The sequence below is a fragment of the Streptomyces sp. NPDC001292 genome (genome assembly GCF_042896465.1).
Taxonomy (GTDB): domain Bacteria; phylum Actinomycetota; class Actinomycetes; order Streptomycetales; family Streptomycetaceae; genus Streptomyces.
Window position 1 is genome coordinate 42,425 of the sequence record NZ_JBIAXG010000011.1, and the last position, 17,892, is coordinate 60,316.

Sequence of the window (17,892 nt, forward strand, 5' to 3'; positions counted from 1 at the left end):
CAGATGGATGAGCGCAAATCCGTGCTGAGCGGCAGCCGGGATGAGTACGGCTCTCCCTTTGGGTGGAGGGCGCTGGCGGCCGCCGTGGCCATCGTGGTGTGGTTGGCATTCGGACCGTTTGGGTCCGTGTGGCTCTATCTTCTCGGCTGGGCGGTGGCGCTGGCTGCAGCGGACGGTATCTCCAGGCTGGTACGCCGCCAGGGCTGGGCCGTTCCTTCGCCGGGCCACCTCGTGGCTGGGCTGCTGCGGCTCGGTCCGGAATCGTGGCTGGTGTCCCCTCGCTGGGCCAAAGTCCGATTGGTTGCCGGGGGTTTTCTGATGTTCGCCACCTTCGCCGGAGTCATGGGTTGGGAAGCTGGTCAGGAATACCAGGTGCTCGCGCACCTCCGGGACCAGGGCCGCAGGACCGACGCAACCGTGGTCGAGATCACCAGCCGGTCGGAGGAAGGCTGGGCGACCTCCGTGACCGTGCACTTCGGCACACCGTCCGGCCCCGTGCGCGCGGATGTCGATATCGTGCCCAGCTCCGCAAACGATGCGAACCCGGGAGCGCACATAGCCGTCGTATACAACCCGGCGCACCCCACCGAGGTCCGTCATGTTGCGTACCTCGACGAACATGAGGCCGACGGAATTCTGCAGGGTGCGATCGTGGCAGGGCTGCTCGCACTGGGCTTTCTGGTCGGGACCACCAGGGAGGTGCTCCGTACCAAGCGGCACACGGAATCGGGCGAGATGCCGGGCACCCACCACCCCAGGACCTGGACGGCCCGACGCAACTCGTGATCACGCCTCGACGCTTCAGCTCAGCCCTATCGACCCGACAGACCACCACGCGGTGATCGGACCCGGGAACGACGAGACCCCTGGACAGAACGCCAGGGGCTTCGGACACGTGCAGGCTACGTCAGTCGTACTCGCGAAGCGGGTCTTCGATACGCCGGTTGGCGACGTCCTGCTGTCCGTCGAGGCGCTTCGCGCAGCGGGTCGGTGAGAGGTCGTCTTCTCCCGTTGTTTCATCCTGGAATCTTCGAATCTTCGGTCGGTGTGGCTTTGTGACGTCGCGCTAGGAGATGGTGTTCTCGCCGGTGAGGCGGCAGGTCATGAGGGCGGTCTGCGGCTGATCCCCCGAGCGCTGGAGTGGCGACGATCACTCACGGTGGCGGCGTCACAGAAGTTGCGCAGCCAGTGCGAAGCCCGCTGGCGGGCGACGGCTGGCCATGTAAGCCCCGGCGAGATGCCAGCCCCACCTTACGCGGAAGGTCCCCGGCGCCCGCGCCACCGCGGCCTCCCCCGCCGCAGCCGCCTCCGGCCGGCGCCGCGGACGGAGCACCGACGTGGTGTGACTCACGATCGACGCTTCCAATCGCCTTATGGGGCGCATGTGTCTCAGCAGACCCTCTTGTTGAGTACGAACTTAACCGGTAGACCTGCGTTCCGATCACTTCCGATCAACCGGAGGTATGAAAGGCATGGGAATGCCCAGACCCGTTCTGATCGCCACCGCGGCCCTGGCCGGCGCGCTGCTGCTCGCACCGCCGCCGGCGACCGCCGCTCCCCGGAAGCCACAGCCCCCCGTACGTGAAGGCGGCGGCCGGGACACCGCCGTTGCCCTCGCTCCGGCCGCCGCGGCCAGTCGCGCGCTCGGCGCGCCGACGCCGGCCCTGCGCCACGACACCGGCTATCCGCGCCACACCGTGCTCGTCCCGCCCCCGGTGAACCCGGCCGACAAGTCGGTCAAGCTGGGCCTGACGCCATATCATGCCATCGCGCCGAAGCTGAACGAGCTTCAGAAGCTGAGCGACCGGGTCAGCGTCGAGGTGGCGGGGCGTTCGGCGGGCGGGCACGAGCTGTATCTGGTGACGGTCACCGCGCCGGAGACCGCGGCGCAGGCCCGTGACCAGGAGCGGATGCGAGAGCGCATCGAGCACTCCCCCGCGGCCGCCGCCAAGGACCGGGAGATCAAGTCGGCTTACAAGGCACCGGTGTTCATCAACAACAACATCCACGGCAACGAGTGGGAGGGCACCGACGCCGCGCTGAAGCTCATCGAGCGGCTGGCCACGGCGGACGACGCCCGTACCACCGAGCTGCTGTCGAAGAGCCGTATCCACCTCAACGTCACGGCCAATCCGGACGGGAGGATCGCCGGCACCCGCGCCAACGCCAACGGTTTCGACCTCAACCGGGACTTCATCACCGCCAGCCAGCCCGAGTCCCGCGCCATCCGGCAGATCGCCATCGACAAACAGCCCGTGATGATGCTGGACCTGCACGGATACGTCAACGGCACCCTGATCGAGCCGACCACCCCGCCGCACGGCGAGAACTACGAATACGACCTCTTCCTCAAGAATTCCTACGCCAACGCGCTGGGCATGGAGGCCGCCATCAACGGCCTCGGCTACACCCCGCAGAAGGACGGCGTGCAGCCCGCCATCATCCCCTTCCGCGACCAGCAGGAGGGCTGGGACGACTGGCCGCCGATCTTCACCCCGCAGTACATGCCGTTCCACGGCACGGTCGCGGCCCACACCGTCGAGTTCCCGATGCGGGTCAACGGGCGGGACTACGACACCCAGCCGGTCGACGAACTGCGACGCAGGTCGACGATCAACACCGCCATCGCGGGCGCCGCGATGCGGGCCACGCTCGACTACGCCCTGGACCACCGCGCCTCGGTGATCGCCGACCAGATCGAGATCTTCCGGCGCGGCACGGCGGGCGAGGCACAGAGGCCGGTGTCGGAGGAGACCGTTCCGGGTGTGCCGGGTATCGGCCCCGAGGACGTCTACACCGCCGAGTTCCCCCGGGCGTATGTGATTCCGGCCGGGAGCGGGCAGAGGTCCGCGACGGCCGCGGCCCGGCTGGTGGACCATCTGACCGCCAATGACGTGCGGGTCGTACGGGCGGACGAGGGCTTCCGGCTGGACGGACGGACGTATCCGGCCGGCTCGTACGTCGTCGACATGCACCAGCCCAAGCGCGGTCTGGCCAATGTGATCCTGGCCGACGGCCGGGACATCAGCGCGGACGTGTCGGCGATGTACGACATCTCAGGCTGGAGCCTCGGGCTGCTCTGGGGTGCGACGGTGGACCGGGCCGAGGACGGCCGGCTGCGTGTCGAGGGACGTACGGTCCATGCGGCGGCGCCGACCGGCCATGTCGCGCCGCACGGGGACCTGGCGCTGCGACTCGACGACCCGAAGGAGCTGGCGGCGGTCAACTCCCTGCTGGCGCAGGGCGTCCGGGTGCGCCGCACGGATGACGGGACGGCGATCGTGCCCGGCTCGGCACGCGAGCAGGCACGGGTGCTCGCCGACCGGTACGGCGTCGCCTTCCGGGCGACGGAGCAGCGCGGCACGGCGGATCTGCACCGCACCCGGGTCGCCGCGGCGGTGACGCCCGGCGAGTTGTTCTCGCTGCGTGAGATGGGCTTCGACGTGGTGCCGGTCTCGACGGCCGTGCTCAACACGGGCTTCGACTGGTCCGCCGCCGATGTCCTGTACGTGTCCACCGGACTGTCGTACAAGGCGCTCGACCCGGCGGCGCGCGCCGCACTCGACGGCTTCCTGAAGGGCGGCGGTGGCATGGTCGGCCTCGGCTCGACGGGCGCGGCCTTCAACGCCGACGCGGGGCTGCTCGCCGCCACGGCGGTGGAGGGCCACGGCGACGCCAACGGCGTGGTGCGGGTGGTGAACGCGGGCGGCCCGGTCACCGGTGGCGCTTCCGGGCACAGCTTCGTCTACTCCCCGCTGTGGTTCACCGGTCTGGGTGCGGGCGTACGCGCCGACCAGTCGTACGGCAGCGGCAATCCGCTTGTCTCCGGCCACTGGCGGGCCCTGGAGAACGGCTCGGGCGGCCCCCTGGACGCGGCGGGCCGTGCCTCGGTCGTCAGCGGTACGTCCGCGCAGGGCTCCCCGGTCGTGCTGTTCGGCACCGAGCCGCTGTTCCGCGCTCACCCGAAGGGGGTGTTCGCGCAAATCGGGCGGGCGCTGCTGACCACCGGGGAATGATCGCCGGCTGAACCCCGCGGCCGGCCCCGAGTACGGCGGAGGGCCCACCCTGTTCCGGGTGCGGCCCTCCGCACGGGCGGGATCAGCCCGCGGCGACCTCGACCTTGTTGTTGCCGCGGGTGGCGTTGGAGCAGGTCCTGGTCTCCTGTCTCGGCGGCACATCGAAGCTCCGGTTCGGCAGGGCGACTGGAGAAGTCACCCGCTCCATCGGGAGCTTCGTTGCGTGCGAGACGGGCCGACCAGCAGCAGTCACACCACCGTGACGTGCAACTTCGCAGCGTCACGAGGACTTTGAAACAGCCCTGACCCTTCGCCCCGGACGGGCGGGACGGTATGCCGGACGCCACGATCCCCGTCAACTACCAGGTCGCGAAGGACGAGGGGTTCCGCGACGTGGTCAAGGCCGGCGTCGCGTTCGCGTCGCCGGAGCTGGGGCACTCGGTGCACCCCGAGGTGCGCGGGCGGAGCCCGGCCGTCACTACTGATACCGCTTCCTCGTCGGCAACGAGATGTCCCTCGTCGGCCGCACCAGGACCGCCCCGGTGCCGGAACCGTCCCGGCGTCCCTGTCCCTCGCGGTCGCGTCGTGCCAGAGCTATCACGCCGGGCACTACACGGCTTTCCAGCACATGGCTGAGGAAGACCTGGACCTCGTGCTCCACCTCGGCAAATGACCCCTGACCGGCGGTGGTGCCGGCCAAGGGCCCCTTGACGCGATCAGGCTGTACTGACCGGCCTACGTCAGCCGTCGTTCTCCGCCGACGGGATGTACGCACCCGGCACGTCCTGAGGAGCGTAGATCTTCTTCTCACCCGGGTACGGCTTCGTCCAGTTGGACGACTCGTACCAGGCCAAGTGGTTCATCTGCGCGGGGGGAGCGTAGTCCGGCACGGCGTAGGGACCGGTCAGCCGCTGCTTCGACTTCCACTGGTCCCACTCCGCGGCGACGTTCTTCATGTCCGCCGGCACCGAGGCCGACGGCACGGCCGCCGCCGCCGGGTTCTGCGCCGCGGGGGTGTCCAGACCACAGGACGGGGCGGTCTTCACACCGTCGGTCAGCGAGACCCGGTTGGGCAGCGCGTTGAACGGCGTGAAGTCCGGGCTCTGGGTGAACGCCGAGGCCATCGGGCTGGCCGCGGTGTCCTTCTGGTTCATCGGGTGGATCCCGAGGATCTGCTCGATGGTCCGCATCATGTTGATCTGCGAGTAGTAGTGACTGTCCACCGTGCCGTGCTTGGCCCAGGGGCTGATGATCTGGACCGGGGCGCGGTGGCCGTCGACGTGGTCGAGGCCGGCCTGGGAGTCGTCCTCGACGACGAAGATCGCCGAGTCCTTCCAGTACTTGCTGTGCGAGATCGTGTCGACGATCTTGCCGACCGCGAGGTCGTTGTCCGCGACCTGAGCGGCCCCGCTCACCGGGCCACCGGTGTGGTCGCTGGAGAGCCAGAACATGTTCAGGTTCGCCGGCCCGTTCTTCTCGAAGTCACGCTTCCAGATCTCGGCCCGGTAGACGTCCGGGACGCTGGTGTCGAACTTCGGGTAGCCGGGCACCGACACGTCGTTGAGCGACGGGATCGGCGAGGTCGAGTTCAGCGGGTAGGCGGTGTCCTGACCGGTCGCCTCCATGTTCTTGCTGTCGCAGTACAGGTTCTGCCAGCTCGCGCCCGACGGCTTGGTCAGGAACTGCTGGAACTCACCGAAGTTCCGCACGGACTTGCCGGCGTCCTGCGCACCGGTCCAGATGAAGCCGGTCCGCTGGTGGCCGAGGGCGTCGTCCTCGGTGTCGTAGCTGCGCGTGTACTCACCGGCGGAGGACTCGGTGTACTCCGGGTTGTCGGCCTGCATCAGCCAGTTGTGGCCCTCGGCGGAGTTGGTGCCGATGTCGTACGTGTTGTCGTACAGGCCGAACTGCTTGGCCAGGGCGTGCTGGTTCGGCGTGACGTTCTCGCCGTACTGCGTCAGCGACGGGTCGCCGTTGCCCTCCGGGATGTCACCGAAGACCTGGTCGTAGGTCCGGTTCTCCTTGACGAGCAGGAAGACGTGCTTGATCGTCGAGGGGTCGCCGAGCTTGACCGGGACCGGCACCGGCTTGGCCGGGGAACCGTCGGACTTCTTGAGCGACTCGCCGTTCCAGCCGTTCTGCTTGAAGACCTTGCCGGTGTAGGACCTGATCACGCTGTCGTCGGGCAGCGTGAACTTCTGCACGCTCGACGTCGTGTCGTGGGTGCCGTGCCCGGCCTTGGTGGTGGGGCGGCGGGCGTCGATACCACGAGTGTTGGAGACCACGACCTGGTCGCCGACGGTGGTGATCTCCGCGGGGAAGTAGTCCGTCGGGAGCAGGCCGACGTAGCTCACCGGCTCCTGCGCGGAGGTGTACCGGTAGACGGCGACCGCGTTGGCACGGCCGAGGGTCACCAGCAGGTGACCGTCGTCGGTGAGGGTCACCGCGTCGGGCTCGTAACCCACCGAGGCCTCGGCCCACGGCCGGGTGGCGATGGTCTGGACGACCTGGTCCTTCGCCGTGTCGATGACCGACACGTCGTTGGTCGCGGTGTTGGTGACGAACAGCGCCCCGTTCTTGGCGTACAGGGCGGTCGGGTGCAGACCGACCTCGATGCTGGAGACGGCGGCGTCCTGGTTCGTCAGGTCGATGACGCTGACCGTGCCGCTGGTGGTGGCAGCGGTCTTCTGGTCGGCGAGTACCTGCGTGCCGTACGAGTTGATCGTGGGCTCGCCGGGCTTGGCCGGGCGGCCACCCTCGTTGCTGACGTAGAGCTTGTTGCCGACGACGATCATGTCGCGCGGGGCGTTGCCCACGGCCCAGCTCTGCTTGATGGTCCCGGTCGCCGCGTCTATGGCGACGACCCGGTTCTGGCCGTTGACCGCGGAGTACACGGTCTTGCCGTCGGCCGAGAACACCGCCTCGCCCACCAGGGCGCGCTTGGACCCCTGCGCCGGGATGGTGACGGTCCTCGGGCTGGAGACGCTGCCGTCCGCGTTCACGGTGAACACGGTGTAGCCGTCCGGCTGGCCCAGCCACAGCTGCGAACCGTCGGGCGAGTACGTCGGGCCTTCCTGGCCCACGTTGTTGCTGCTGATGCGGGGGTTGGACGACGCGGCGTTGCTGACGAGCTGCTGCGTCTTCCAGTTCTTCAGGTCCACGATGGCCAGGGCCGCGCCACCGTCGGCGACCGAGGCGGCGAGGTGCGTGCCGTCCGGGCTGACCGAGGACGACATGATCTTGCCATTGTTGATGACAAGACGGTCGCCGTACGGGGCGATGTACTGGTTGCCGGAGACGACCTGGCCGTCGGCAGTGACCTGACCGACCTGGTCCGTGCCGAACTGGTGGGTCTGCGCGAACGCCGTGCCGGCGGCCACGAGAGCGACGGCGGTGGTGCCCGCCGTCAACAGCGGTATCCGGCGGCCGATGCGTCTACCGAGGAGGCTGATCCCAGCTTCCTCGACGAGCCTGCGGCGGCGAGTTACCTGCATTGAATTCATCCCTTCGGGGTGTCGAGCAGTTCGACGTTGCCGTCGAACTGCCACAGCGGGTTCGGTGCGTCCCCTTCGGGGGTCCGCACCAGGAAGTAGCCGTTCACTTCCTTCGGTCCATCGCCATCGGCCATGAACCGCCCGTCCGGAGTGACGTCGAGTTGGTAGATGGCCTGTCCTGAGGCCTCGACGCCGGGAAGGTGCCAGGTCACGACGCAGCGCCAGTCGTTGCCCGGGCCTTGCGCTGCGACCCTGGTGCTTCCCTTGTTGCACGCCGCTGTGGCCTTCAGCTGGGCCTCGGTGACGGCGGGTCGGTTGAGTTCGTCGGTCTGCATGCGGTACAAGTGCGCGAACGCCGTGGCGACCGAGCGCTGCACCTTGTCCTGCTCGATCCCGGAGCCCGTCGCCGAGGTCGTCGCGGCGACGACCGCGAACGACACGGCGGCCACCCCGACGAGCGGCAGGACTCCGACGGTGATCGCGCGGCGGCCCGAACCGTCGTGGCTCAGGTTGGTGAATTCGCGCCGTACGAAGAGCACGTAGGCCAGCACTGTCGCGACCACGGCCCACACGAGGCTGACGACGATGCCGATCAGCAGCGGGCCGAGCTGCTGCGGGCTGGTGAACAGACCGTTCCAGGAGATGAAGGCGTAGGTGGGCAGGGCGACCCTGACGGCCACGGGAAGCGGCAGCATCTGGGCGACCGCCATCGCGAGCGAGACGAGTACGGGCACCAGCAGCCCCATCGGGGACCGTCCCAGCGTGACCGAGCCGAGGAAGCCGAGCGCGGCGAGCGCCAGGGTCGGAGCGAGGGCGCAGATCCAGGAGAGCAGGACCTGAACGGCGGCGTCCGACGGCGCCAGGAGGTGGCCGTCGAGGCCGACCAGCGGCTGGTCGCCGACCGCAAGGAGGCCGCCGACCGCGCTGGAGACCGCAAGCCCGGCCACGAGCAGCAGCAGGACGGTGAGGCTGGCGACTGCCTTCGCCACGAAGATCCGCCGAGGCGAGCGGACCGCCACGAGCAGCTGGCGCCAGGTGCCGAGCCGGTCCTCGGAGGCGAACACGTCACCGGCCACGATCGAGGTCAGCAGCGGCAGCGCCCAGGTTCCCGCGAAACCGAGCATCACCAGCGGCCCGGCCCACCCGGAGGCGTGCATCCAGCGCCCGAAGAGGGTGTCCACGGGGAGGGTGCTCTGCTGGCTCACGCCGGCGACGAAGAGAGCAGGAACGATCCAGCAGGCGAGGACCAGCAGGCGGATCCGCCACTGGGAGACGAGCTTGACGAACTCGAAGCGACAGACGCGGGTGACGGGGACGCGAGCGCCCCTGGTCACCTGCTCGTGTTCCTCTTCCCGGCTCTGGGTGAGGGTCGCGGTCATCGGCCGGCCTCCTGCTGCTGCTCGGTGAGGGCGAGAAACGCGGCTTCGAGCGGAGACACCACGGGAGTGAACTCGCGCAGCGCGACGCCCTCCTCCACGAGCCGCACCACGAGGTCGTCCAGGGCGGGCACCAGGGCGCGTACGACGAGCAGTCCGGCGTCCTGCCGTACCCCGGCGTCCTCGACGACCCGGACACCCGGAGCGCCGTCGGCCACCCGGCGGGCGGCCTGCGGGTCGGAGGTGAGCAGCCGGTAGTCGAGTTCACGGTTGTCGGTGGCCAGCTTGCTCAGCGGGCCGGAGAAGACGACGCGTCCGGTGGCGACGATGGTCACCTCGGAGCACAGCGCCTCGAGGTCGTCCATGTTGTGGCTCGAGAGCAGGACGGCGGTCCCGTCGGCTGCGAGCCGGTTGAGGACAGCGTGCACGTGCCTCTTGCCCGCCGGATCAAGGCCGTTGGACGGCTCGTCGAGCACGAGCAGCCGGGGCTTGGTCAGCAGGGCGGCTGCGAGCCCGAGCCGCTGGCGCATGCCGAGGGAGAAGCCGCGGGTACGGTCGTCGGCGACGTCGGTGAGGCCGACCTCGGCCAGTACGTCGTCGACTCCCGCCGTGCGCGCGTCGTGGCCGCGGAGTGCGGCCAGCGCGGCGAGGTTCTGCCGTGGGGTGAGCGAGGGGTAGAGAGCAGGACCGTCCACGAAGCCGGCGACACCGTCGGGAGCGGCGAGCGCCCGCCCGACCGGTGTCCCCAGGACTTCGAGGCGACCGCTGTCGGCAACCGAGAGCCCCAGCAGAAGGCCGAGCAAGGTCGTCTTTCCGGCGCCGTTCGGTCCGACCAGGCCGTGGATATGCCCCTGCGTCACATCGAGGTCGATGCCGTCGAGCGCGACGACGTCACCGAAACGTTTTGTAACGCCGCGAGCCCGGATTGAGAGGAGTTGTTCCATGGGTCCCTTCCTTACAAAAGCCTTAAGGACCCTAGGGACTGATCACGCTGCTCAGGGGGTGGGGAGTTGAATGTTGAGGGAACGTGAAACGACTTGGCGTTCGCGACGTCGCTGGGCGGGCGGGAGTCGCACTTGTTTCGACCAGCATCCTTTGCAATTGCTTGATCAAAAGCAGAGGAATGAATGGAGAAGTTACGATCGCGAGCGCTGCGTGGTGGTGGGGGTCGATCGAGGAGTCACTCGGCGGCCTGAACGGAGTGCATGGCCTGAACGGAGTGCATGGAGCGCGTATTGACGAGAGGTCATCACCGAGGTGGAGATGGTCACTCGATGTCACCGCTCGGGCAGGACCGAACCGCCCACGCGGGCCCGCAGCCGGACGGCAAGGGCAACAGCACCAGAGCCAAGGCGGCGAGGATCGTCCCGCTCGGTGGGCATGGTGAGGATGGCGTCGGCGCGCAGCAGCCTGTCGGCACAGCCGTGTCGCCATGGACGCCGACCGGCGTAGACGGGGTGGCCGGCAACGCCGGTCGGGCAGGTCCGCCCCTTCCCGCCCGGCTCCTGCCGCCCTGTGGCCCGCTCAACTGACGGCTGATCGTCCGGTGTGCCCGGCTGGACGTAGATGGCCCATTAGTCCGCCTGTGTCAGGGTAGGGGCGCTCCCGAGGGAGCAGCCGGGCCGCCGGGTCGAGGTCTCTGCCACTCACCAGTGTGGATCTCGCGGGCGAGCGGGGTTCTGTCGTGGATGGCGGCCTTCCACTCGTCGGCGTAGCGTCGTGCGGCCTCCCCGGAGAGGCCGAGTTGCCGGGAGCGGTACGGCAGGGGCCGTTGGCGCAGGGGTCGTCAGCCTGCACCAGGTCCACCATCCTTGTCCTGGCCGGAGGATGGCCACAGGCCCACTCAAAGCGGGCTCCGTACACCCGCTGCGGCTTGTCGTGACGCTGCAGGGGGACACCTGGGGGAAGCAGTGTCTGTCCCTCCCCTCGTGGCGTGGAGTCCCTGAGGGTGCTGTACGCATCGTGATCGAGACGGGACAACCGATCCCGCAGGTCGCCGAGGAGCTCGGGATCCATCCGGGCACGCTGCACAGCTGGGTTTCGCGCTGGCACCGCAACGGGTCGGCGTCGTCCGACCGGCCCGCGCCGCAGGCCGCCACCGGGCGGGTGCGCGAGAGCGAGCGGCCCGAGCTGGAGCGGCTGCGGCGGGAGATGAGGCCGGCCTGCCGGGCCAGAACGAAGGTCGGCTCGTGCTGCTGCGCCGACAGCTCCGCAGCTGTTTCCCGTCCAGATCCTGGGGGCTTGCCGCAACGCCTCACCGAGGCAGCAACCGCTCGACCTCGTCCGGCAGCTCGCGCACCAGCAGGTTGCAGGCCCACGCCGCCAGGGTGGGACGGCGCAGTCGACGGATCCGTTCGGCCAGCTCCCGGTCCCCCGGCGGCGCGGGCGGCCTTCGCACGCTGGTCCCGGGCTACGGTGGACTCACCCGGCGACAGGCCGTACAGCTCATCGACGACAGCGTCCAGATCCACCCCGCCGGGCTCGATGTCCTGGTCTGGGATCGGCTGGGCACTCATGTCTCCCGGACAATGCAGCAGTTGGTCGCCGCCTTTCCCTGGCTGACGGTCTTCTGGCTGCCGGCCTACGCGTCGGAGTTGAATCCAGTGGAGGGCGTCTGGCCGCAGTGCAGGCGGAGTCTGGCCAACCTCACTGCCGGGACAGTCAGCCGACTCGAGGCCCTGGTCCGCAACCGGCTCGAGAGCCTGCAGCACCGGCCCGCCGCGCTCGATGGCTTCATGACCGAGACCGGACTCCCACCGCGATAACCCCAAAAAAGCCGAGACCAGCGACCAACAGCATCCCCGGCGGGGAGCGGGGGCCGGTCAGGAGTTGCGGGCGGCGCGGAGCAGGTGCAGGGCCGGTTCCGGGAGTTCGCGGCCCTTGGGCCACACCGCGTGCAGGACCCGGCGCAGCGGGAGCGCCGGATCGACCTCCACCTCCACCAGGCGGTGGAGGTCGAGGTCCTCGCGCACCGCGAGCGCCGAGAGCACCGCAGGCGCGACCCCCCGCGCCGCCGCGCTGCGCAACGGGGCGGTGGAGCCCAGTTCCAGGACCGGGACGGCGATGCCGTCGTACTGCCGCAGCGCCTTCTCCAGCGTCTCGCGGGTGCCGGAGCCGGACTCCCGCACGAGCAGGGGGGTGTCGGCGAGTTCGCGGCCGGTCAGCGGCGCACGCCGACGGGTCCACGGATGTCCCGGCGCCACTACGATGGCGAGCCGGTCGCGGCCCACGGCCGACCGGTGCAGATCGTCGGGGACCCGGGGCCCCTCGACGAAGCCGAGGTCGCACTCGCCGCGGCGCAGCGCCTCGATGACGCCCCAGCTGTTGGTCACGGTCAGCCCGACGTGGGCGTCGGACGCGTTCTCCCGGAGCGCCACCAGCCAGCCCGGCATCAGCTCCTCGGCGATGGTCAGGCTGGCCGCCACGTGCAGCCGGTTCTCCTGCCGGGAGCGCAGCGCCGCCGCGCCCTCGACCAGGGCCGCCGCCTGCTCCAGCACCGAGCGCGCCCAGTCGGTGACCACCGCGCCGGTCGCGGTGAGCCGGGAGCCCGAGGTGGAGCGCTCCACCAGGTGCAGGCCGAGGCGGCGTTCCAGGGTGCGCATCCGCGCGCTCGCCGACGGCTGGCTGATCCGCAGCCGGGCCGCCGCCCGGCCCAGGCTGCCCGTCTCGGCGACCGCCACCAGCAGCTGGAGCGCATGCAGATCCGGCAGGGGGCGCTGCCCCGCCCCAGCGGCCCCCTCGCCCGCCCGGTCTCCGTTCCCGGCCGGGCGGGCCCGACGGTCCCGGCCTCCGGAGCCCCCCGTGTCACTCACTCTCGTCGCACTCATAGGGAAACTCTATGGCCTGGTCACCAGTTCCCGTCTACCGGGGCGGGACGGGCACACCGAGGCTGGTGATCATGGCATCGGACGTCGAACAACCGCAGCGCACTACCGCCGGCCCGGCCTCAGGGGCGACCCGCAAGGAGCGCTCCGTGCCGCCGCCCGGTCCGCCCGGACGGCTCGACGCCGCACGGCGGGCCTTGCGCCGCAACACGCCCGGGCTGGCCCTCGCCGCGACCGGCGTCGCGCTCGCCGAGGGTGTCCACGCCCTGCTGCCGGGGATCCCGATGCTGACCGCCGCCGTTGCGCTCGGCATCGTCGCCGCCCACCTGCCCGGCTCGCGCACCTGGGTACGCAACCGCGGCCGCGTAGGACTGTCCATGGCCGGCAAACGGCTGATGCGGGCCGGAGTCGTCCTGCTGGGCCTCAAACTGAGCATCGGGGACGTGCTGGGCCTCGGCTGGGCGACGGTCGCGATGGTCCTCGGCGTGGTCGTGGCGACGTTCTTCGGCACCCTGTGGCTCGGCCGACGGCTCGGACTGAGCGGCGACCAGCCGCTGCTGGTGGCGACGGGCTACGCGATCTGCGGCGCCTCGGCGATCGGCGCGGTCAGCAGTGTGCTCGGCCGCGAGGAGCACGACCGGAGCCATAGCGCCCAGCAGCACGGGAAGCCGGGCCGGACGGCAGCGGCGGCCGGGGCCACGGACCACTCCGCGGACGTGGCGACCTCCGTCGCTCTGGTGACGCTGTGCGGCACGCTCGCCATCGCGGTGCTGCCGCTGCTGAAGCACCCCCTCGGGCTGGACGCGGTCCAGTTCGGCCGCTGGGTCGGGGCGGGCGTGCACGACGTGGGGCAGGTGGTGGCCACCGCGCAGACGGCGGGGCCCACCGCGCTCGGTGACGCGGTGCTGGTCAAGCTGATGAGGGTGGCGATGCTCGCACCGCTCGTCGCCGGGGTCTCGCTGGTCGAGCGCAGGCGGCGTGCCCGGGCGGGCGGTGACCTCGCGGCCGCGCCGGCGCGCGGCCGGCGCCCCGCCGTCGTACCGCTCTTCGTGGTCGCCTTCTTGCTCATGGTAGGGCTACGCAGCACCGGGTGGCTGCCCGACGGCCTCCTGAACGCCGCCGACCTCGTCCAGGAGATCCTGCTCGCGGCCGCCCTGGTCGGTCTCGGAAGCGCCGTGCACCTGCCGACCCTGGTCCGCTCCGGTGCCCGCATGGCCGCCCTCGGGCTGGGCGCCTGGATCGTGGTCGCCGGGGCCTCTTACGCGGGCGTCGTGCTGACGACCTGACCCGGGGCCCCGCGTCGGCAGCGTGCCCCTCGGCCCCGGGTCCGGTCGGCGGCGGGGCACCCCGCGTCGGCCCCCGCTCCCCGCCGAGGACGCTGTTGGTTATGCAACCAAGCCCTACCGGTGTCCTGAGTCGGGAATTCGCTACGCAAATAGGTGTTGGTTCGACACGATTCGGCCGTATGACAAGGACGGGACGGCCGAAGGCTGAGCCGGTGCTGAGCGATGACGAGCGTGAGAAGTTGGCGCGTTGGGCGAGACAGCGGACATCGTCGCAGGCGCTGGCCCTGCGGTGCCGGATCATGCTGGAGAGCGCAACCGGTGCCTCGAACAAGGACGTTGCGGCCCGACTGGGCGTCGAGGCGCCACGGTGAGCCGGTGGCGGGCCCGTTTCGTCCGGGACCGGTGGGAGGACCTGACAGATCGTCTCCGTGTCCCACTGCAGCTTCTGCGGCGGCATCACGATACACCCGTGCCCGCCCCGTGATCGTCTCCTTGTCCCCGGTCACCAGGCGGCTCCTCCGGGCATAGGCACGACGTTGGTGGTGTCCACGGCCCGGCGAAGGCTCTTGGCGAGCCTCACGGCATCGCCGACAGCCCAGTAGTGGACGAAGAACAGGCGTGGTTCGTCAGTCAGGTTGTGGTGATGCACCTCGACGAGTTCAACGCCGCCGAGCCGCAGGGCCACGAGAACGGGCTGGACCTCGCTAGCGATCATCACCAGGTCACCGCTGAGCGCGGCCCTTCCGCCGCCGAGCGGCTGGAAGTTGACGGAGGTGGTGGCGCCCAGGCCCGGAGGCAGGATCACAGGGCCGTCGGCAATGGTCTCACTGCGGACATACGTACACTTGTAGATACCCTCGTCGGCGAAGCCCTTGACGCCCAGCGCGGCGTCGATCGCGGCGGTGTCCAGGTGGACGCGCGGCGAGGAAGCGACGGGTGCAGGGGGTGGGGTGCCGGTGGAGTCGAGCGCGGCACGCAGACCGCGGGCAATGGCGACGGGGTCGTGGCCGTGGGCGTGCAGATGAACCCACCAGACGTCCGGCTCGTGGGCGAGCAGGTGCTTGTGGATGGCGGTCTGCGTGATCCCATGCACCTGCAGAACGTCACTGAAGCGCTGCAGTTCGCGCTCGGTGACCACGGCGTCGCCCATCAGGAGCGTGCTGTGATCGGCGTACCGGACGAAGGACACGTGCGTGCCCAGGGCAAGCGCGGGGTCGATCCGGATACCGCGGGAGTAGACCGTGAGGTCCCGGCGCGGCAAGCCCGTGTGGTACATGAACCGCCTCATGTCACCGGGGCGACCCAAAGCCTTCCCTACCTCCGCCCAGTCCGCCAGCTTGGTCATCACCGGCTCGACGAGGGCGCGGGCCTCCGGCCCGGCGGACAGGGCACGGGCGCCGGCCGGCGCCCCGGTGAGTGCGGGTGCCAGGGCCGCCGCGGCCAGCACCCGGCGCCGAGACGTGGTGAATCGGGAACGGATGTCGTCCTGTCGCTGGTCAGCCATGTCATGTGCCTCCTGCCGCAATGGAAACACGGCAGACCGCGCAGACCCGTGACCCGCTCCGTCACGTCCAGCCAGGTGGGCTAAGAACTGCTACTGCTGGATTCCTCTTTCTGTGGGTTCATGGCCTGGTGGCGGGGTGGTTCGGGTGCTTGGGGGCGGGTGCTGGGCTGGGGTGTTACGGGCGCGGCCGTGACGCGAACGAGCAACGGGTGGTGGATCGCTGTCGCGGGCGGGCAAGGCGCCGCGTGATCTGGCGCTGCGGGCGCGGATGGTCGAGTTGAGCTCGGCCGGGCTGCGGATGCCGGCGATCACGGACGAGATGCGGTGCAGTCAGAAGACGGTGCGCCGCTGGCTGCCCCGCTTCAACCGCTCAGGCTGGAGGGCCTGGAGGATCTGGGCGGGCAACGCAAGCGCAGGATCACCGAGGCCGAACGTTCCCGGATCGTCGCGCTGGTCAAGCCGGTCCCGGCCTGGTCGGGCGCCGACATCTTTCGCTTCATCGAGGTCGAGTACAACCGCACCCGCCTGCGGAAGCATCCCGTCTACGGATACGTCACCCCGGTCGAAACCAGAGCCCTGACAGCACAAGACCTCGTCCCCGCAGCGTAACCATCCGCTGTCCACGATCACGAGAAAACCTCAGTGCCGTTGAAGCGGGAAGAAGCTTCAGCCGCGCAAGAGATTGCTGGATCCGGTAGTCCTTTGGACGCGTGCCTCATCCTTTGGCTGATCGCAGGTCCGTAGCAGCCGCGATCATCGCGGCGGCCGCCGTGGGTGGCCTGTGACGAATACCGGGGAGCCGACCTCCATTCCGATTGACTGTGCGATTTCACCGCCCGTTCACCCTGTTACTTGCGGTAGCGCCGCCCCCGACCGTTACCGCTACCGGGGCGCGTACCGCACGATGCAGACGCGCACCGAGACCGTACGGGTCAAGGGTTCGGGCGACCGCACGGTGCAGGTGCGCTCGACCGTGCACGGGCCGGTCGTCGCCGTCGACCCCGAACACCACGTGGCGTACACGAAGAAGCGCAGCTGGGCGGGGAAGGAACTGGAGTCGTTGTTCGCCTGGGTCGACTCCACGCAGGCCCGGAACCACGCCCAGTGGGAGAAGCAGGCCGAGCGGCTGGCCATCAGCATCAACTGGTACTACAGCGACCGGCACGGCAACATCGGCTACTTCTTCGCCGGCCACTTCCCCGACCGCCCCGCGACCCAGGACCGGCGGCTGCCCGTGGAGGGCACCGGCACGATGGAGTGGCACGGCATCCAGCCCGCCGGCATCGGCAACCCGCACATCCTCAACCCGCGCGAGGGCTGGCTGGCGAACTGGAACAACTCCCCCGCCCCGGGCTACCCCAACTCCGACTTCACGCCGTGGGCCAGCGCCGACCGAGTGGTCGTACTCCAGGATCAGCTCGCCGCGAAGAAGACCGTCAGCGCCGACGAGCTCTGGCAGATCATGAAGAACGGCGCCTTCACGGACGTCAACGCCGGCTGGTTCCGCCCCCTCATCCGCAAGGCCGCAGCGGGCCTGCCCGCCGACAGCCCCGAACGGCACGTCGCCGATGCCCTCGCCGCATGGAACGGCCGGAACACCGACGAGGACCGCGACGGCCGCTACGACAGCCCCGGCACCGAGATCATGCGGACCTGGCTGGCGTCGGCCCTGGCCGACACGCTCGGCAAGAGCCTGCCCGAGGATGTCGCCGCGAAGTATGCGACGACCGAGTACCCGGTGCCCGGCAAGCCGACGCCGGGCAGCCAGCATGTGACGGCCGGCGGCCAGGTCCTCTACAACGCGCTGCTGGGCAAGGCGGCCACGGTCCCCCAGCGCGCCGATCTGCTGGGCGGCCGCAGCGCCACCCAGGTGATCCGCACCGCGCTCCGCGCCACGGCGGACAAACTCACCGACGAGTACGGCAGCGGCAACACCGCCGACTGGCTGGCCCCGGCCCCCCGGCACACCTTCGGCACCAGCAGCTACCTCGGCATCCCCATGACCGGCAAGGACGCCGAACTCTCCGGCCCGGTCTTCATGAACCGCGGCACCGAGAACGACCTGATGGTGGCGACCCCGGACCGCATCTCGGGCCACGACGTGATGCCGCCCGGCCAGAGCGGCTTCACCGCCCCCGACGGCACCCAGTCCCCCCACTACTCCGACCAGCTCGACCTGTACGTCAACTGGCGCCACAAGCCGATGTACTTCACCGAACGCGAGGTCAACGAGAACCTGGAGTCCACGGAGCGGCTGACGTTCTGACAGCAACGGTCCGAGGCAGCCACCAACGACCGCCTCGGACCGGCGTGGTGAAGGGTTCCCGCCGACGCTCTGGCGCGCATCCCCGACGGGCCGGAGCCCTTCGAGGCTGCGCCTTTCGGCTGCGCC

Annotated in this window: 12 protein-coding genes and 2 pseudogenes; 8 read left to right on the plus strand and 6 right to left on the minus strand. The window is 69.9% G+C overall.

The window, feature by feature from the left end; translation table 11 throughout:
* Nucleotides 1-3 precede the first annotated feature (3 nt).
* The 3 genes from ACFY4A_RS14625 (at nt 4) to ACFY4A_RS14635 (ending at nt 4,689) form a co-directional block, all read left to right on the plus strand.
* Complete coding sequence (locus ACFY4A_RS14625; RefSeq protein WP_390829792.1) at nt 4-786, plus strand: DUF3592 domain-containing protein; 783 nt, start codon at nt 4-6, stop codon at nt 784-786.
* Nucleotides 787-1,472: 686 nt separating this feature from the next.
* Complete coding sequence (locus tag ACFY4A_RS14630) at nt 1,473-4,016, plus strand: M14 family zinc carboxypeptidase (protein WP_390829793.1); 2,544 nt, start codon at nt 1,473-1,475, stop codon at nt 4,014-4,016.
* A gap of 565 nt (nt 4,017-4,581) precedes the next feature.
* Entirely contained in the window at nt 4,582-4,689 is a 108-nt protein-coding gene (locus tag ACFY4A_RS14635) for an alkaline phosphatase D family protein (RefSeq protein WP_390829908.1), read from the plus strand.
* A 67-nt stretch (nt 4,690-4,756) separates the two neighbouring features.
* Here ACFY4A_RS14635 and ACFY4A_RS14640 read toward each other — a convergent pair whose 3' ends face one another.
* The 4 genes and pseudogenes from ACFY4A_RS14640 to ACFY4A_RS14655 all read right to left on the minus strand — a co-directional run.
* Nucleotides 4,757-7,510, minus strand: a complete 2,754-nt coding sequence (locus ACFY4A_RS14640; protein WP_390829794.1) for an alkaline phosphatase family protein — start codon at nt 7,508-7,510, stop codon at nt 4,757-4,759.
* A gap of 5 nt (nt 7,511-7,515) precedes the next feature.
* Nucleotides 7,516-8,889, minus strand: a complete 1,374-nt coding sequence (locus ACFY4A_RS14645) for an ABC transporter permease (protein WP_390829796.1) — start codon at nt 8,887-8,889, stop codon at nt 7,516-7,518.
* Entirely contained in the window at nt 8,886-9,830 is a 945-nt protein-coding gene (locus tag ACFY4A_RS14650; RefSeq protein WP_390829797.1) for an ABC transporter ATP-binding protein, read from the minus strand. The genes ACFY4A_RS14645 and ACFY4A_RS14650 overlap by 4 nt, the downstream gene beginning before the upstream one ends.
* A 580-nt stretch (nt 9,831-10,410) precedes the next feature.
* Nucleotides 10,411-10,672, minus strand: a pseudogene (locus ACFY4A_RS14655) (DUF4291 family protein); the annotation flags it as partial.
* Nucleotides 10,673-10,713: 41 nt separating this feature from the next.
* On the opposite strand from ACFY4A_RS14655, the pseudogene ACFY4A_RS14660 reads away from it, so the two are divergent.
* Nucleotides 10,714-10,989: pseudogene (locus ACFY4A_RS14660) on the plus strand (transposase); the annotation flags it as partial.
* A 224-nt stretch (nt 10,990-11,213) separates the two neighbouring features.
* A complete protein-coding gene (locus tag ACFY4A_RS14665; RefSeq protein WP_390829798.1) occupies nt 11,214-11,651 on the plus strand; it encodes a transposase in 438 nt (145 codons plus the stop codon).
* A gap of 57 nt (nt 11,652-11,708) precedes the next feature.
* Here ACFY4A_RS14665 and ACFY4A_RS14670 read toward each other — a convergent pair whose 3' ends face one another.
* Complete coding sequence (locus ACFY4A_RS14670) at nt 11,709-12,713, minus strand: LysR family transcriptional regulator (RefSeq protein ID WP_390829799.1); 1,005 nt, start codon at nt 12,711-12,713, stop codon at nt 11,709-11,711.
* A 71-nt stretch (nt 12,714-12,784) separates the two neighbouring features.
* On the opposite strand from ACFY4A_RS14670, the gene ACFY4A_RS14675 reads away from it, so the two are divergent.
* Nucleotides 12,785-13,996 carry a YeiH family protein gene (locus tag ACFY4A_RS14675; RefSeq protein ID WP_390829800.1) on the plus strand — a complete coding sequence of 404 codons (1,212 nt, stop codon included), beginning with the start codon at nt 12,785-12,787 and terminating at the stop codon, nt 13,994-13,996.
* A 502-nt stretch (nt 13,997-14,498) separates the two neighbouring features.
* On the opposite strand, the gene ACFY4A_RS14680 is transcribed toward ACFY4A_RS14675, so the two are convergent.
* Entirely contained in the window at nt 14,499-15,500 is a 1,002-nt protein-coding gene (locus ACFY4A_RS14680; protein WP_390829801.1) for a DUF1259 domain-containing protein, read from the minus strand.
* A 298-nt stretch (nt 15,501-15,798) separates the two neighbouring features.
* Here ACFY4A_RS14680 and ACFY4A_RS14685 point away from each other — a divergent pair, with 298 nt between their 5' ends.
* Complete coding sequence (locus ACFY4A_RS14685) at nt 15,799-16,080, plus strand: helix-turn-helix domain-containing protein (protein ID WP_390829909.1); 282 nt, start codon at nt 15,799-15,801, stop codon at nt 16,078-16,080.
* A 201-nt stretch (nt 16,081-16,281) separates the two neighbouring features.
* A complete protein-coding gene (locus ACFY4A_RS14690) occupies nt 16,282-17,766 on the plus strand; it encodes a penicillin acylase family protein (RefSeq protein ID WP_390829802.1) in 1,485 nt (494 codons plus the stop codon).
* Nucleotides 17,767-17,892: the final 126 nt, after the last annotated feature.

Bases quoted from the DNA above. Each gene is read 5' to 3' on its own strand.
- ACFY4A_RS14675 (WP_390829800.1), top strand. From the start codon at position 12,785: ATGGCATCGGACGTCGAACAACCGCAGCGCACTACCGCCGGCCCGGCC.
- ACFY4A_RS14685 (WP_390829909.1), top strand. From the start codon at position 15,799: ATGCCGGCGATCACGGACGAGATGCGGTGCAGTCAGAAGACGGTGCGC.
- ACFY4A_RS14640 (WP_390829794.1), bottom strand. From the start codon at position 7,510: ATGCAGGTAACTCGCCGCCGCAGGCTCGTCGAGGAAGCTGGGATCAGC.
- ACFY4A_RS14670 (WP_390829799.1), bottom strand. From the start codon at position 12,713: ATGAGTGCGACGAGAGTGAGTGACACGGGGGGCTCCGGAGGCCGGGAC.
- ACFY4A_RS14680 (WP_390829801.1), bottom strand. From the start codon at position 15,500: ATGGCTGACCAGCGACAGGACGACATCCGTTCCCGATTCACCACGTCT.
- ACFY4A_RS14625 (WP_390829792.1), top strand. From the start codon at position 4: ATGGATGAGCGCAAATCCGTGCTGAGCGGCAGCCGGGATGAGTACGGC.
- ACFY4A_RS14630 (WP_390829793.1), top strand. From the start codon at position 1,473: ATGGGAATGCCCAGACCCGTTCTGATCGCCACCGCGGCCCTGGCCGGC.
- ACFY4A_RS14650 (WP_390829797.1), bottom strand. From the start codon at position 9,830: ATGGAACAACTCCTCTCAATCCGGGCTCGCGGCGTTACAAAACGTTTC.
- ACFY4A_RS14645 (WP_390829796.1), bottom strand. From the start codon at position 8,889: ATGACCGCGACCCTCACCCAGAGCCGGGAAGAGGAACACGAGCAGGTG.